This window comes from Kitasatospora sp. NPDC101447 (assembly GCF_044767225.1).
Taxonomy (GTDB): Bacteria; Actinomycetota; Actinomycetes; order Streptomycetales; family Streptomycetaceae; genus Kitasatospora.
In genome coordinates this window covers 329,790-343,221 of the sequence record NZ_JBIWNL010000006.1, presented here as the reverse complement: position 1 = coordinate 343,221, position 13,432 = coordinate 329,790, and the positions used below count along the sequence as shown (strand labels likewise).

General features: G+C 73.4%; 13 protein-coding genes. 6 read left to right on the top strand and 7 right to left on the bottom strand.

The window, feature by feature from the left end; translation table 11 throughout:
- Positions 1–23: 23 nt before the first annotated feature.
- The gene (locus ACIRST_RS12375) at positions 24–839 is read right to left on the bottom strand and encodes a DUF4232 domain-containing protein (protein WP_402802127.1); all 816 of its coding nucleotides are present in this window, start codon (positions 837–839) and stop codon (positions 24–26) included.
- 480 nt (positions 840–1,319) lie between these two features.
- On the opposite strand from ACIRST_RS12375, the gene ACIRST_RS12370 reads away from it, so the two are divergent.
- From ACIRST_RS12370 to ACIRST_RS12350, 5 genes are all read left to right on the top strand, one after another.
- Positions 1,320–1,640, top strand: coding sequence for a type VII secretion target (locus tag ACIRST_RS12370; protein WP_350519220.1), 321 nt, complete (start codon positions 1,320–1,322; stop codon positions 1,638–1,640).
- A gap of 3 nt (positions 1,641–1,643) precedes the next feature.
- Entirely contained in the window at positions 1,644–3,230 is a 1,587-nt protein-coding gene (locus ACIRST_RS12365; protein ID WP_402802124.1) for a hypothetical protein, read from the top strand.
- A 29-nt stretch (positions 3,231–3,259) separates the two neighbouring features.
- On the top strand, positions 3,260–3,631 hold the full coding sequence (locus ACIRST_RS12360; protein WP_350519218.1) for a hypothetical protein: 372 nt from the start codon (positions 3,260–3,262) through the stop codon (positions 3,629–3,631).
- Positions 3,628–4,080 carry a protease inhibitor I42 family protein gene (locus ACIRST_RS12355; protein WP_396552767.1) on the top strand — a complete coding sequence of 151 codons (453 nt, stop codon included), beginning with the start codon at positions 3,628–3,630 and terminating at the stop codon, positions 4,078–4,080. The genes ACIRST_RS12360 and ACIRST_RS12355 overlap by 4 nt, the downstream gene beginning before the upstream one ends.
- Before the next feature lie 97 nt (positions 4,081–4,177).
- On the top strand, positions 4,178–4,606 hold the full coding sequence (locus tag ACIRST_RS12350; RefSeq protein ID WP_350519216.1) for a metalloregulator ArsR/SmtB family transcription factor: 429 nt from the start codon (positions 4,178–4,180) through the stop codon (positions 4,604–4,606).
- Positions 4,607–4,614: 8 nt separating this feature from the next.
- Here ACIRST_RS12350 and ACIRST_RS12345 read toward each other — a convergent pair whose 3' ends face one another.
- From ACIRST_RS12345 to ACIRST_RS12320, 6 genes are all read right to left on the bottom strand, one after another.
- Complete coding sequence (locus ACIRST_RS12345; protein ID WP_402802120.1) at positions 4,615–6,120, bottom strand: nitrate/sulfonate/bicarbonate ABC transporter ATP-binding protein; 1,506 nt, start codon at positions 6,118–6,120, stop codon at positions 4,615–4,617.
- A gap of 16 nt (positions 6,121–6,136) precedes the next feature.
- Positions 6,137–7,876 (bottom strand): ABC transporter permease, encoded by a 1,740-nt coding sequence (locus ACIRST_RS12340; protein WP_402802119.1) that lies wholly within the window; start codon positions 7,874–7,876, stop codon positions 6,137–6,139.
- Positions 7,877–8,142: 266 nt separating this feature from the next.
- Positions 8,143–8,724: a hypothetical protein gene (locus tag ACIRST_RS12335; RefSeq protein ID WP_402802118.1), complete on the bottom strand. Its 582-nt coding sequence runs from the start codon at positions 8,722–8,724 to the stop codon at positions 8,143–8,145.
- A 91-nt stretch (positions 8,725–8,815) separates the two neighbouring features.
- A complete protein-coding gene (locus tag ACIRST_RS12330) occupies positions 8,816–9,229 on the bottom strand; it encodes a winged helix-turn-helix domain-containing protein (protein ID WP_402802117.1) in 414 nt (137 codons plus the stop codon).
- Positions 9,230–9,290: 61 nt separating this feature from the next.
- The gene (locus ACIRST_RS12325; protein WP_402802116.1) at positions 9,291–9,575 is read right to left on the bottom strand and encodes a hypothetical protein; all 285 of its coding nucleotides are present in this window, start codon (positions 9,573–9,575) and stop codon (positions 9,291–9,293) included.
- Between the two features lie 141 nt (positions 9,576–9,716).
- Positions 9,717–11,393, bottom strand: coding sequence for an NRAMP family divalent metal transporter (locus ACIRST_RS12320; protein ID WP_402802114.1), 1,677 nt, complete (start codon positions 11,391–11,393; stop codon positions 9,717–9,719).
- 732 nt (positions 11,394–12,125) lie between these two features.
- Between ACIRST_RS12320 and ACIRST_RS12315 the strand changes: the two genes are divergently transcribed.
- Positions 12,126–13,427 (top strand): DUF3533 domain-containing protein, encoded by a 1,302-nt coding sequence (locus ACIRST_RS12315; protein ID WP_350519209.1) that lies wholly within the window; start codon positions 12,126–12,128, stop codon positions 13,425–13,427.
- Positions 13,428–13,432 lie beyond the last annotated feature (5 nt).

The following is a 13,432-nucleotide window of genomic DNA, read 5'->3' as shown; positions in this document are numbered from 1 at the left end:
GAGGGGGAGCACAACGGCCCTGGTCAGGACTGCCGGTCCGCGCCGGCCGCCGACGCGGCGGCCTCCGCGACGCTGCCCCGGTACAGGCCCAGCTTCGGCTTGCCCACCTTGGCGCCGCTCCCGAGCGGGAAGTTGTGGGTGTCGGAGTTGGCCATGTGGTCGCCGTCGGCCAGCACGTTCAGCTCGTCGATGCCGGAAGCCGCGCCGCCCGCCGCACCGCCGGGGTTGAGGTCGAGCACCGCGTACGCCGTCTGACCGGCCGCCACCGGGTACGCCGGCGCACCGCCCAGCCCGCCGGGCACCAGCGGCCTGACGTCCTGGCCGTGGTCGGCGGCGTGCGAGTCCCCGAGGCTCAGTTGCGGGTAGTAGCTCAGGCCGCAGGCCGTCGTGCCCTGGTTGCGCACCTCGATCACCCGCTGGCCGGGCGCCTCGGCCCGGGTGGTCACGCGGACCGACAGCTTGGCGGCGTCGCAGGGGTGCGAGTACGCGTACGCCTCACCGCCGGCCGCCTCCCCGCCGCCACCGCGGGAGGAACTGGCGGCGGGGATCGTAGGGCGGGCCTTGGTGCCGTTCGCGGCGGGCGCGCCGGGCGCGCCGGTGGGGTTGGCGGCCGGGGCGGCGGGAGCACCGGTGGTGCCGCCTGCTGCGCCGGCTGCACCGGCTGCACCGGCTGCACCGGCTGCACCGGCTGCACCGGCTGCACCGGCCGTGGCGGCCTGGGTGGGCTTGGCGCTCTGCTGCGCATCGCCCGTGCCGCCGCCGGACTGGCAGGCGGTCAGGGTGAGCGCGGCGCCCAGGGCGAGGGCTGCCGGAACGAACAGGGCACGGCGAACGGGCATGGAGGTTCCCCCGTAACAGTGGTGGGTGAAGGAAAGGAGAGGACCGGGCGGCGGGGCCATCGCCTCCGGCCGCCGACCACCACCCTGGTCCGCCGTCCGTCCCACCCGCCAGCCCTCCCCGTGAACCCGGGACGCTGGAACGGTTCCACCCCATCTGACCTGCGCATCGACACCAGCCTGGAACGCCCGCGCGGAACGCCGGCCGGGCCGCCCGACGGGACGACCGGGCCGGCCCGGAGACCCGGAGACCAGGTGACCCGGCGGTCTGACGGCGTGGCAGCCCGACCGAAGGACCGTGTGGCCGGGCGAACCGGTCGGTGCATCAAGGGATCCTCTTGATCGTGTGACCGTTCCGGGGAGATCGGGCGGGTTGTGCGACTGCCCGTGGAAGCCGGTGCTCGGGGGAGGGAGGGCGGCGGAACTGCCGGTATGCTGTCCGGCGATCTTCGGACTGTATGACGGGGTATCGGGGGAGATGTCATGGGCAGCGACGGTGCCGGGGCGGGGTTCAGTGCCCACCCGGACAAGCTCGGGGACGCGGGCGACCAGCTGATAACGGCGAGCACGGACGTCGGCTCGGTGAAGGACGCGCTGGGCAGGCTGGGCATGTCCGGCGAGGGGACCTTCGGGGAGTACGGCGCGGGCGACGCGGCCAAGGCGTTCTGGCAGGCCTGGCAGGACGAGCTGGGCGTGAACGTGGATGCGCTGAAGGACCTCGGCGGCAAGGTGCACACCACCGCGGCGAACTACACCAACACCGATCACGGTGTCGAGCAGCAGTACCAGCAGCAGGGGGGCTGACCGGTGCCCGATCACAGCGTCGACCCGCTCAACCCGTTCGCCGACCTGGGCAGTCAGCGCCAGCAGGCCGAGCGGCTGAAGAAGACCATCGACGAGTCCCACGGCATGTGGGGCGCCGGTGACCTCAAGTACGCCGTCCACGACGCCCTGCAACTGGCCGCGCCCAAGGGCGATCCGGGCAAGCTCGGCGAGTTCGCCACCGCGTACAACACGGCGAACAGCCAGCTGGATCAGATCCAGATGAAGGTGGCGAGGGTCAGCGCCGAGCACCTGCCGGACGCCTGGACCGGGCAGGTCGGCGAGAAGGCGGCCGAGGTGGTCAAGGCCTCCGCCGACGACCTGACGCGCTGCCGAGACATGCTGGGCAAGGGCCGGGACCAGCTCAACGCGCTGGCCTCCGCGCTCAGCGAGGCGCAGACCCTGCACGGGCAGGGCCACGCGCCGCTGAGCGAGGCGCTGAGCCTGCTGCACGACATCACCGTCTCGGGCGCGCCGGACCCGTTCAACTGGGACGACGACAAGATGCACACCGCGCACGGCAAGGCGAAGGACGGCATCAAGTCGATCTTCGACGCGGCGGTGAAGGCCGAGGACGCCGGCCGCGCGGCCGCCCGCGAGCTGAACGCGCTCGCGGGCAAGGCGCTGGCGGGCAAGTTCAAGAACAAGGGGCTCGGCGCCGCCGACAAGCTGGTCATCGCGGACGCGTCCGTCGCCGGCAGCGACCAGTTCGGCAACATCCTCACGGCGAACGACGTGAACCGGGCCGGCCAGTTCATGGACAAGATGAGCGACGCCGATCGGGCCCGCTTCGACCAGCTGCTGGCCGGCAGCAAGTCGCCCGAGGAGCGCGCCTACCTGATGAAGGCGCTGGCCGCCGGGCACAGCTACGACGAGATCAAGGCGTTCGACGACCAGATCCACGAGCACGGCGGCGACCCCTCCTGGCTGGCCCAGCGCCTGTCCCCGGTGCAGATCGACTCCTCCTCCACGAACCAGCGGGACACCTCCTACATGGGCGTGGCGTGGAACCAGGGCGACAAGCCGACCTGCGTGGCCGGTTCGACCGTCACCGCCCGGGCGATGGTCGACCCGCTCTTCTCCCTCCAGCTCACCACCGGCGGGCACCCGGGCGATCCGCAGTACGACAACGGCAAGGCCGCGTACGACCGCTGGCTCAAGGAGACCGACCGCGTCTACGACACCAAGAACTGGTGGGACGAGTGGCAGGACGGGATGAGCGACGGGGAGTCCAAGGACGCTGCCAACGACGAGATCGGCAAGCACACCGGCGCGGGCTACCACACCGTCGACCTGGAGGGCCCGGAGCAGCGCAAGGACGTGCTGGCCCAGGTCGAGTCCGCGGTGGACCAGGGCAAGCCGGTGCCGATCGGGGTCAAGGAGGACACCTGGTTCCGGCCGGACGGCCACCAGATGATGATCATCGGGCACCGTGGCGACCAGCTGGAGATCTACAACCCCTGGGGCTACACCGTCTGGGTGAGCGAGAGCGACTTCATCAACAACCACATGGAGGGTGCGGCGCAGGGCGGGAACATGCCGATCGCCGACCACGTCCAGATGCCCAAGTGAGGCCGTAGGTGAGTACCACCCCTCCCCCCATGAGCGACGCTCATCTCGCCGAGCTGGACGTCGAGGTGCTGCTGCGCTTCGGCCTGCCGGCCGCCGGCCCGCACCGCGCCACGCTGTTCGGCGACGGCGCGGTGGCCGCCGCGATCACCGTCGACCGGCTCGGCGTCCTGCCGCGCGCCCTGGTCTTCCTCGGCGAGGTGGTCCGCTCCGGCGGCACCCGCTACGCCGCCGCGCTGCCCGAGCCGCTGCCCGGCCCCGCGGCGGCGGTGGCGCGCGGCTGGCTGGAGGCCGCCTCGATGGTCGTCGGCGATCCGACCGGGGACCTGCTGGTCGCCCGCTGGCTGGACGCTGTGGCCACCGTCCTGGCCCTGCGGGTCACCCACCGGGAGGCGACCTCGTGACCTGGCGTCGGATCCTGATCGCGGCGGTTGCCCTGTTGGCCGTCGCGGGCGTGGCGGGCGCGGTGGTGGTCCACCGGATGAGCGCCGGCAAGCTCGACCACGGCACGGTGTTCACCGTGGCCTCCGGTGAACTGGCGGTCAAGCCGGGCGAGTTGTTCTCCGTCGAGGTCAGCGCCCACCGGGTGACCGGCCAGGTCTGGACCGTCGCCGACCCGGCGCCCGACCCCGCCGCCGTGCAGACCGTGGGCGACGAGTACGTCAAGAACGTCGGCCTTCGGGACCTCGTCGGCGCCACCGGCTCGGCGGGCTCCGGCGGCCGCTACTACTTCGTCTTCCGCGCCGGCCCCAACCCGGGCCACGCCACCATCACCCTGCACGATCCCAATCACGCGGGCCGTCCGGGCGAGTCCGACCAGGGTGAGCGGCACTTCACCGTCGACGTGCGCTGAGCCGGCCCCGCCGTCGGGCCGGGGTGGCCCGCGCCGGGCCGGGGCGGGACGGAGGTCGGCCGTGGGTGGGGCGGGACGGCGTCGGTACGATCGGTGTATGGGTGGTGCGGAACAGGAGGCCTGGGACGCCGAGGCGGCGGAGCGGGCCGTCGCGGTGTTGAAGGCGGTGGCGGATCCGTCGCGGTACCGGTTGCTGTGGGCGTTGAGCCGGCGGGAACTGCCGGTGAGCGAGTTGGCCGAGCTGCTGGGGGCGCACGTGGCGGCGACCTCCCAGCACCTGGCGAAGCTGCGGGCGGCGGGGCTGGTGGTGGCACGACGGGAGGGGACGCGGATCTTCTACCGGGCCACCGAGGTGCGCGGCCTGCTCACCGAGGCCGCACTGATCGCCCACGAGCTGCCCTCCCGCCGCGATGGCGGCGACGGTGGCGACGACGGCGCGGCCCCGGCCGGGGCGACCGCGCCGCAGCCCTTCGCCCGCGCCGTACGGGCGGTGCGCCGGCGCCCGGCTGCCGGCCAGGCCGGCTGACCGGTTCCTCAGCGGGCCGTAGCGGGCGGTTCCAGCCGGTACTCCTGCCGCCCGGCGTCGTAGGCGAAGAGGCCGGCGTAGCGCCCCCAGTCGGTGGCGGTCTCCAGTTGCCGGTCGGTCTGCTCGCGGGTGTGGTGGCGGGCGAGCAGGTCGCGGAGGAAGCCGGTGCGGACGGTGGCCCCCGGCCGGTCGCCGAGGCTGTTGACGATCAGCTTGATCAGCGGGACGTCGAGGGCTGCGGCGGCGAAGACGGCGCGGGCGTCCCGGGGGTCGGCGTCGGCGAACGCGGCGCCGTCCGGGGTGAGCGCCAGGTCGTCGCCGTGGATCGCGGCCAGCCCGAGCAGGTCGAGGGCGTCCACCTGGGGGAGCAGGTCGTCGATGTCGAGGCCGAGTTCGTCGGCGAGGTCGACGAGGTCGCAGCGCCCGCCGCGGTGGGCGATCATCGCGGCGAGGCCGGAGAGCCCGTCGACGCCGCTGGCGGGCAGTGGGGTGTTGGCGACCGTACGGCGTTCCGTCTCGTCGTCCGTCGTGCGGTGGTCCGTCCCGTCGTGCGCCGTGCGGCGGTCGGTGCCGTGGTCCGCCGTACGGCTGCCCGTCCCGTGGTCGTCGGAACGGCCGCCGTGGCGGGGGTCCTTGGGGCGGCCCGTCATGATCCGGTAGACCCGGTCGACCAGTTCGGCGAAGGCGGCGGAGTCGCGGTCGCGCGGCCGTTCCGGGCCGACCTCGACGGTCTCCCGGATGGTGCCGTACGGGCGGGAGCCGAGGACGACGATGCGGTCCGCCATCAGCACCGCCTCCTCGATGTTGTGGGTGACCAGCACGACGGCCCGGGTGGGGAACTGGCCGGAGTCCCACAGTTCCAGCAGCTCGCCGCGCAGGTGCTCGGCGGTGAGCACGTCGAGTGCGGAGAACGGCTCGTCCATCAGCAGCACGTCGGGCTCGACGACCAGGGCCCGGGCGAAGCCCACCCGTTGGCGCATGCCGCCGGACAGCTCCCGGGGGTGCGCGGACTCGAAGCCGGTCAGGCCGATCAGGTCGATGGCCTGGGCGGCGGCCCGGGCGCGCTCGCGGGGCGCCACCCCGCGGGCCTCCAGGCCGAGCTCGACGTTCTGCCGGACGGTCAGCCAGGGCAGGAGGGCGAAGGTCTGGAAGACCAGCGCGGTGCCGGGGTTGGCGCCGGTGAGCGGGGTGCCGCGGTAGCGCACGGTGCCGGAGCCGGGCGGCAGGAGGCCGGCCAGGCAGCGCAGCAGGGTGGACTTGCCGGAGCCGGAGCGGCCGAGCAGCGCGACGATCTCGCCCGCCCGGACGGTGAGGTCGATGCCGGAGAGCACCGGCAGTTCGCCGTCGGCCCCGGCGTAGGACTTGGTCAGACCGACGGTCTCCAGCAGGACCTCGTCCTCCTCGGCGGCCGCGGCGGGAAGGGACGGGGTGGGAACGGCCAGGGCGGGACGGGACGGGGCGGGAACGGCCGGGGGAGCCGTGGGCGCGGCGGCACGGGAGAAGGGGAAGCGCATCGGCGGGGACTCCGGACTAGAGCGAGTAGCGGCGTTCGGCCAGCCGGTACAGCCGGCGCCAGAACAGGCGGTTGAGGGCGACGACGTACAGGCTCATCACGGCCACGCCGGCGAGCAGGTGCGGGTGGTCGCCGCGCTCGGTGGCCCGGGCGATGTACGCCCCGAGGCCGGTGGCGGTGAGCGTGGTGCCGCCGAAGGTGACCACCTCGGAGACGATGGAGGCGTTCCAGGCGCCGCCGGAGGCGGTGATGCCGCCGGTGACGTACGCCGGGAAGACGCCGGGGATGATCAGCCGCCGCCAGCGCTGCCAACCGCGCACGCCGAGGTCGTCCATGGCCTCGCGCAGGTCGGTGGGGATGGCCATGGCTCCGGCGATGGCGTTGAAGAGGACGTACCACTGGGCGCCGAGGGCCATCAGCAGGATGCCGCCGAGGTCGATCGACACCCCGGTGCGCAGCAGCAGCCAGACCGCCAGCGGGAAGAGGAAGTTGGCGGGGAAGCTCGCCAGCACCTGAACCAAGGGCTGGGCGATCCTGGTCAGCCGGGGCGAGAAGCCGATCTTCACGCCGATCGGCACCCAGACGACGGTGGCCACCGCGACCAGGACCACGACCCGGGCGAGGGTGGCCAGTCCGAGCAGCAGCGGTTCGCCGAACACGCCGAGGCCGGTGCGGTCGGCGAGGTAGCGGCCGAGGTCGACGAGGCCCCAGAGCACGATGCCACCCGCGACGAGGGCGAAGACCACGTCCCCGGTCCGCTGTCGGCGGGCGTGGTGGCCGGGGCGGGCGGGATTGCCGGGGTATGCGGAGTGTGTGGCGTGGCCGGGGTGTGTGGCGTGGCCGGCCGACGGGTGGCCGCCGGTGCCGAACAGCCGCCCGGCCCGGTTCAGCGCCCGTCCGACGGGCCGCAGCGCCCGGCCGAGCAGTGCGGGCAGGTGCGAGCGGCGCAGCAGGTCGAGGACCACGGAGCGCTGGGCCTCGGTGGCCTCGGACTGCTCGTTGCGGAAACGTTCGGCCCAGGCGGTGAGCGGCCGCCAGAAGAGGAAGTTCACGCCGACCACCAGGACGACCATGGTGGCGATCGCCCAGCCGACCCGGCCGAGGTCCCCTGCGGCGACGGCCGCGCCCGCGTACGAGCCGACCCCGGGCAGCGCGTACCGCTGGTTGTCGACGCTGATCGCCTCGGCGGCGACCAGGAAGAACCAGCCGCCGCCGAAGCTCAGCATGCCGTTCCAGACCAGGCCGATCATGCCGGAGGGCAGCTCGACCTTCCAGAACCGCATCCACCGGCTGAACCCGAACGAGCGTGACAGCTCGTCGAGTTCACGGGGGAGGGAGACGAGGGAGTGGTAGAAGGCGAAGGTCATGTTCCACGCCTGCGACGTGAAGATGGCGAACACGGCCGCGCATTCGAGGCCCAGCATCGAGCCGGGGAAGAGGGCGAGGAAGCCGGTCACCGCGACGGTCAGGAAGGCGAGCACCGGGACCGACTGGAGGATGTCCAGCGCCGGGATCAGCACGCGTTCCAGACGTCGGCTGCGGGCGGCGGCGTAGGCGTAGCCGAAGGTGAAGACGATCGAGACGGCGAGCGCGGCGAACATCCGCAGCAGGGTGCGGGCCGCGTCGTACGGCAGCCGGGCGGGGTCGGTGTCGACGACGGCGTCCCGGGCGGTGGCGAACCGGACGGTGGTGTCCCGGCCGAGCCTCAGCCCGAGGTAGAGCAGGACCAGGACGGCGGCCGCGACCACCACGTCCACCCACAGCCCCCGGCCGGGGCGGCGGGCCGCGCGGGAGGAGGACCGCGGACGGCGGGGCAGGATCCGGGACCGGGCGGGGGGCGCGGGTGTGGGCTGAGGCGTGGGCGTGTCCGTGGGCGTGTCCGGGAACGGGCCCGGTCCCGAGGGTGTGCCGGGGGGTGGGCCCGGGGGCGGGCCCGCGGCGGGCTTCGACAAGGGCATGGCGGTACCTCCGGCGCAAACCCCGGCAGTCTGCTCCGTTCGGACGTCCGTGTGCAAATGGACCCCTACGTCCGGGGTGAGGGCCGGTCCCGGGCCGCGCTGACCAGCAGCCTGGCGGTCCGGGCCGGCAGGTCCAGGTGGTGGGCGATCCACTGCGGGTCGTGGCCGTGGGTGGCGAACATCCAGGCGGTGTAGAGCCGGTTCAGGCCCGGGGCACCGGGGGCGAGCAGGAGCGGGCGGACCTGCTCCATCGGGAAGCCCTCCAGGGAGCGGGCGTTGAACCACTGCGTGTCGTCCTCGCCCGGCGGGCGCCTCGTGGCCCGTGCGGGCCACGCGCCCCGCCGGTGCCTCGGGTCGGTCGGGGCGGTCGGGTCGGTCGGATCGGTCGGATCGGTCGCCGTTCGGGTCGCGCCCGCCCGCTGCCGGCTGGTGGCCAGCAGCAGGGTGAGCAGCAGCCCGGCGACCGAGGAGCCGATGAGCGCCCCGGACAGGAACAGCCGCAGCGGGCCGGGCGCGAGGCCGACGGCGAGGCCCTGGAGGGAGAGCAGGAGGAGGACCCCGCCCAGCGCGGTCGCCCGGCCGGACCGGGAGGAGTGGGCGCTCCGGGGGAGCGGGACGATCCGGGCGAGCTGAACGGTTCGGGCCATGGCGGGGTCCTCCTTCGGTGGTGCCGGGAGCGGGCGGGCCGGCGGGCGGGCAGGCCGGCGGGCGGGCTGGCCGGCGGGCGAGCCGGCCGTTTCAGCCGACGTGGGCCCGCCGGGGGTCGTACGTGTAGCCGATCTCGCGGACGGTGGCGATCGCCTGTCGGTGCCCGGGGCCGAGCTTGCGGCGGATCCGGGCGATGTGGGTGGCGACGGTCCGGCTGGTGCCGGTGTCCGGGCGGCCCCAGACCGTCTCCATCAGCTGGCTGCGGGAGTGCACCCGCCGGGGATTGCCGACCAGGTGGGCGAGCAGTTCGAACTCCAGGTGGGGCAGCGTGAGCCGGTTGCCGTCGACGGTGACGGTCCGCTGCTCGGTGTCCACCACCAGGCCGGTGGGGGTGGGGGCGGCGGGGGCCGCGACGGGGGCGGGGACGAGGGTGGTGACGGGGGTGGGAACGGGGGCGGGGTGATCGGAGAAGACGGCGTCGAGCCTGGGGTGGCGCACGGCCATGGTGAATGCTCCCTCGGTGGGTTGGGGTCGGGGTGGGGCCGGGGCGGGGTGGCGTGGGCGGTCAGCGGGCGGGGTGCCAGGTGGCTTCCAGGCGGGTGGTTCCGTCCGGGGCGGTGGTGGTCTGCCAGCGGGCCCGCAGCCCGCCCGTGCGGCCGCTCGTCGGGGCGGTGGACGGCGCCCCGACGGCGTGCAGGACGGTGCTGTCCAGCGGGCTCGCCGCCAGCCGTCGGCGGACGGCGGTGAGAGCGGCGAGGGCTCCGAGGGCGGTGAGCCCGGCGCGTCGGCGGCCCCGGTCGGTGGACGGCCGGGTGGGCCGGGTGGGCCGGAGAACGGCGACGATGGTCATGGCAGGTCACCTCCGTGACGGGGCAGGGGGCAGGGGGCAGAGGACAAGGGGACACGCGGACACGGGGCAAGCGGGTACGGGCGGGGCGGGCTCAGGGGGCGCGCGTGTGCGTGGGCGCGCCCGGCGGCCCGGACCGGCGGCTCAGTGGCTGAGCGCGGTCTGGATGATCTTGACGATGACCATCGCCATCGCCACCAGCAGGTAGGCGCGCAGGGCGCCCATGCCGACCTTGCGGGCGGTGGACATGACCGGCTTGTCGAGGGTCTCCAGCGGGGGCATCCGCCAGTTCTCCCGGTCGGTGCGGTCGACGGGGTCCTCCTTGGTGGCGGTGCGACCGGCGGTGAAGGAGTACCCGGCGACCAGGACGCCCGCGACGCCGCAGCCCGTCATGATCCACAGGATCGCCCCGGAGCTGATGCCGGGCCAGACGACGGCCGCGGTGAGGATCATCGAGAGCGTCACCAGGACGCCGACCACGGCCGAGGTGAAGGCGTTGGTCCTGGGCCCGTTGACCCACGGCCCGAGCACCGCGCGGTCGTTGCAGAGCAGGAGCAGGAAGACGGTCGCGGAGGGCAGCAGCACCCCGGCCAGCACCTGCACGAACTGCGTCATCAGGCCCTGGGTGTGGTCGGTGGACAGCAGGGTGATCGCGGCCGCCGTGACCACCAGGCCCGCGTAGATCCCGTAGAAGCCCTTGGCTCCCTTCACCCCGCGGTGCAGCGAGTGCTTGATGCCGAACACGTCGCCGATCGCGTACGCGGTGGACAGGGAGACGGCGAACGCGCCGATGACGGAGGCGTCCAGCAGCGCGATCGCGAACAGCACGCCGGCGAGGTGGCCGGCCTTCGCCTCGATGCCCCTGGCGACGGCGGCCGCGTCGGAGAACTGCCCGAAGCCGTCGGTGCCGGCGAAGGCGGCGGCGGTGATGCCCATCATGGCGGCCGCGCCGACGATCACGATCACGATGCCGATCCACAGGTCGGCCTTCTCGTACCTCATGAAGCGCGGGGTGATCCGCTTGTCGATGACGTACGACTGCTGGAAGAACAGCTGCCAGGGGGCGACGGTGGTGCCGACGATCGAGATGATCACCAGCATCACGGCGGCCAACTGCCCCGCGCCGCCGGGCACGGCGGGCGTCACGAAGTCGTGCGCCATCTGCGAGGTCCTCGGGTGGACCAGGAAGTAGATCGGCACCAGCAGCAGCGAGCCCACGCACAGTGTCACCGCGACCCGCTCGAAGCGCCGGAACGACCCGGTGAACGCGGACGCGATGATGACCGCCGCGGCCAGCACCACGGCGGCCGCCTTCGGCAGGCCCAGGTAGCCGGCGGCGAGGGTGACGCCGATGAACTCCGTCACCAGCGTCAGCGCGTTCAGCAGGAACAGGTCGATCACGCTGAACGCGCCCCAGAACCTCCCGAACCGTTCCAGGATCAGCCGGGCGTGCCCGACGCCGGTGACGGCGCCCAGGCGCAGCACCATCTCCTGGTTCACGTACAGCACCGGGACCAGCATCAGCAGCGTCCACAGCAGCTGGGTGCCGTAGTTCTGCCCCGCCTGGCCGTACGTCGAGAACGCGCCGGCGTCGTTGTCGCCGACCATCACGATCAGCCCGGGGCCGACGATCGCTAGCAGGGTCTTCAGCCGGGCGGAGAGCCCCTGGCGGGGGGCGGCGTCATCGAGGCGGATGGTGCCGAACGCGCCCTTGATGTCGCCGACGTGGGCGTCGTCCAGGACGGCCGGACGCGGTGCGGGCACCGGGGTGCCGGAGTCGTGGGTGGCGGGACCGGTCGTGGTGCGGGTGGTCGTGGTCATGAGTTCCTCCTGTGGGCCCCGCGTGGGCGGGGCGGGCCGGAGGCGCGCGGCGGTGATTCCCTGCAGGCGGGCGCGGCGCATCGGCGTGCGGCGGTGCGGGCCCATGAGGAAGCCTCATGGGCAGGCAGGCCCATGAGGGAAGCTCATGAGCGGGCCCGTGAAGCAGTCTCATGAGGCAGGCTCATGAGCTCGCCCATGAGTGCACCTCATGGACGAACCCATGAGCAGGTCTCATGGGCCGCGGCCATGAGCGCGCCTCATGAGCCGGGCCATGAGGAGGTCTCATGAGCCGTCCCATGAGTGCACCTCATGGCGCATCCGGGCATGGCGAAGCCGCGTGCTGAGTCGATGCGTCGCCGGAGCGACGAGCAGGGAAGGTCGTTACCGCGTGCCGGAGGTGAACGAGGGCAAGCGGGGGCAGGGGCAACTGTGGCCCGGACTACTGCATTCCATGTCTCTCGCCTCCTCCCGGCCGGCGCACCCCGTGGTGCGAGTCATCGACGCGGCAAGGAGTTCACCGGTCCGCGCGACGCGACCACCGGTTCACCCCAACTCGTCAGAGCTTAGCCCCGGCGGAGGCCGATACTTGCGTACTTGGTAGAACCTTTACCTTCTGCCTCCGGGTGCGCCCACCCGGGTGGCCCCGGGTTTGGCCGTCCGGTCGCCACGGAACGACTTCCCGCCGTACCGGCAGCGGCACCAGGCCGTGCCCGGAACCGAGGGGTGGCAGGCATGGCGACCGCAGGCTCCGAGGAGGCCCCCCGGCAGGCCCGGGCGCTGGCACTCGCCCGGCACCCGAAGCTGTGGCTCTTCCCCACCGTCCTGTGCGGCCTGCTGGCCGTCGTCCTCTCGCTGCTCTACATGGGCGGCATCGTGAACCCGACCGGGCACCTGCACCGCCTGCCCATCGCCCTGGTGAACGCGGACCGGGGCGCGCCGCCGCCCGGACAGCCGCAGAACCTCGGCACCCGGATGGCCGCGGCGATCGTCGCGGGCACGCCCGACAGCACCGTCGAGTGGCGGCAGGTGGACGAGGCCGCGCTGCGCGAGCAGCTCGCCTCGGGCAAGGTCTACGGCGCGCTGGTCATCCCCGAGGACTTCACCGCCACCGTCACCGCGCTGGTCACCGGCGGCGCCACCCAGCGGCCGACGGTGACCGTGCTGACCAACCCCGGCATGGGCAGCCTCGGCTCCTCGATCGCCGCGCAGATCTCCCAGAACGCCGTCCACCAGGCCTCCCAGGCGGCCGGCCGGGACCTGCTCGCCGCCGTCCCGCCCGCACCCGCCCCGGGCCCGGACACCGGGTCCACCGCGCGCCTGCTGCTCGCCGACCCGATCGCCGTCGCCACCCAGGTCGGCCACCCGATCGGCGGCCACAGCGGACTCGGCCTGAGCGCCTTCTACTACACCCTGCTGGCCGTCCTGACCGGGTTCATCGGCGGCAACATCATCCACAGCGGGGTCGACGGCGCGCTCGGCTACAGCGACAGCGAGATCGGCCCCTGGCACACCCGCCGCCCGACCGTCCCGATCGACCGCACCCAGACGCTGCTGCTCAAGATGGTCATGACGGCCGGGATCATGCTGATCACCACGTCGCTGGTGCTGCTCTGCACGGTCGGCATCCTCGGCATGGACGCCCCGCACCAGCCGATGCTCTGGCTCTTCGCCTACTGCGCCAGTCTCGCGGTCGGCCTCGGGGTGCAGGCGATCAACGCCGCGTTCGGCGGGATCGGGCAGCTGGTGTCGATGTTCGTCTTCATCGCGCTGGCCCTGCCCTCCTCCGGCGCGACCGTCCCGCTGCAGGCGGTGCCGGGCTTCTACCGCTTCCTGGGCGTCTTCGAGCCGATGCGCCAGCTGAGCGACGGCATCCGGGCGATCCTGTTCTTCGACGCCCGGGGCGACGCGGGCCTGACCCGCGGCTGGGTCATGATCGCGATCGGCGTGGCCCTGGCCCTGCTGTTCGGCTTCGGGATGACGCGCTACTACGACCGCAAGGGCCTGCACCGCTGGACGCCCCAGCCGACCGACTGAGCGCG

Coding starts and splice junctions, on each gene's coding strand:
- ACIRST_RS12370 (WP_350519220.1), top strand. CDS start 1,320: ATGGGCAGCGACGGTGCCGGGGCGGGGTTCAGTGCCCACCCGGACAAG.
- ACIRST_RS12315 (WP_350519209.1), top strand. CDS start 12,126: ATGGCGACCGCAGGCTCCGAGGAGGCCCCCCGGCAGGCCCGGGCGCTG.
- ACIRST_RS12375 (WP_402802127.1), bottom strand. CDS start 839: ATGCCCGTTCGCCGTGCCCTGTTCGTTCCGGCAGCCCTCGCCCTGGGC.
- ACIRST_RS12335 (WP_402802118.1), bottom strand. CDS start 8,724: ATGGCCCGAACCGTTCAGCTCGCCCGGATCGTCCCGCTCCCCCGGAGC.
- ACIRST_RS12330 (WP_402802117.1), bottom strand. CDS start 9,229: ATGGCCGTGCGCCACCCCAGGCTCGACGCCGTCTTCTCCGATCACCCC.
- ACIRST_RS12360 (WP_350519218.1), top strand. CDS start 3,260: ATGAGCGACGCTCATCTCGCCGAGCTGGACGTCGAGGTGCTGCTGCGC.
- ACIRST_RS12345 (WP_402802120.1), bottom strand. CDS start 6,120: ATGCGCTTCCCCTTCTCCCGTGCCGCCGCGCCCACGGCTCCCCCGGCC.
- ACIRST_RS12320 (WP_402802114.1), bottom strand. CDS start 11,393: ATGACCACGACCACCCGCACCACGACCGGTCCCGCCACCCACGACTCC.
- ACIRST_RS12350 (WP_350519216.1), top strand. CDS start 4,178: ATGGGTGGTGCGGAACAGGAGGCCTGGGACGCCGAGGCGGCGGAGCGG.
- ACIRST_RS12325 (WP_402802116.1), bottom strand. CDS start 9,575: ATGACCATCGTCGCCGTTCTCCGGCCCACCCGGCCCACCCGGCCGTCC.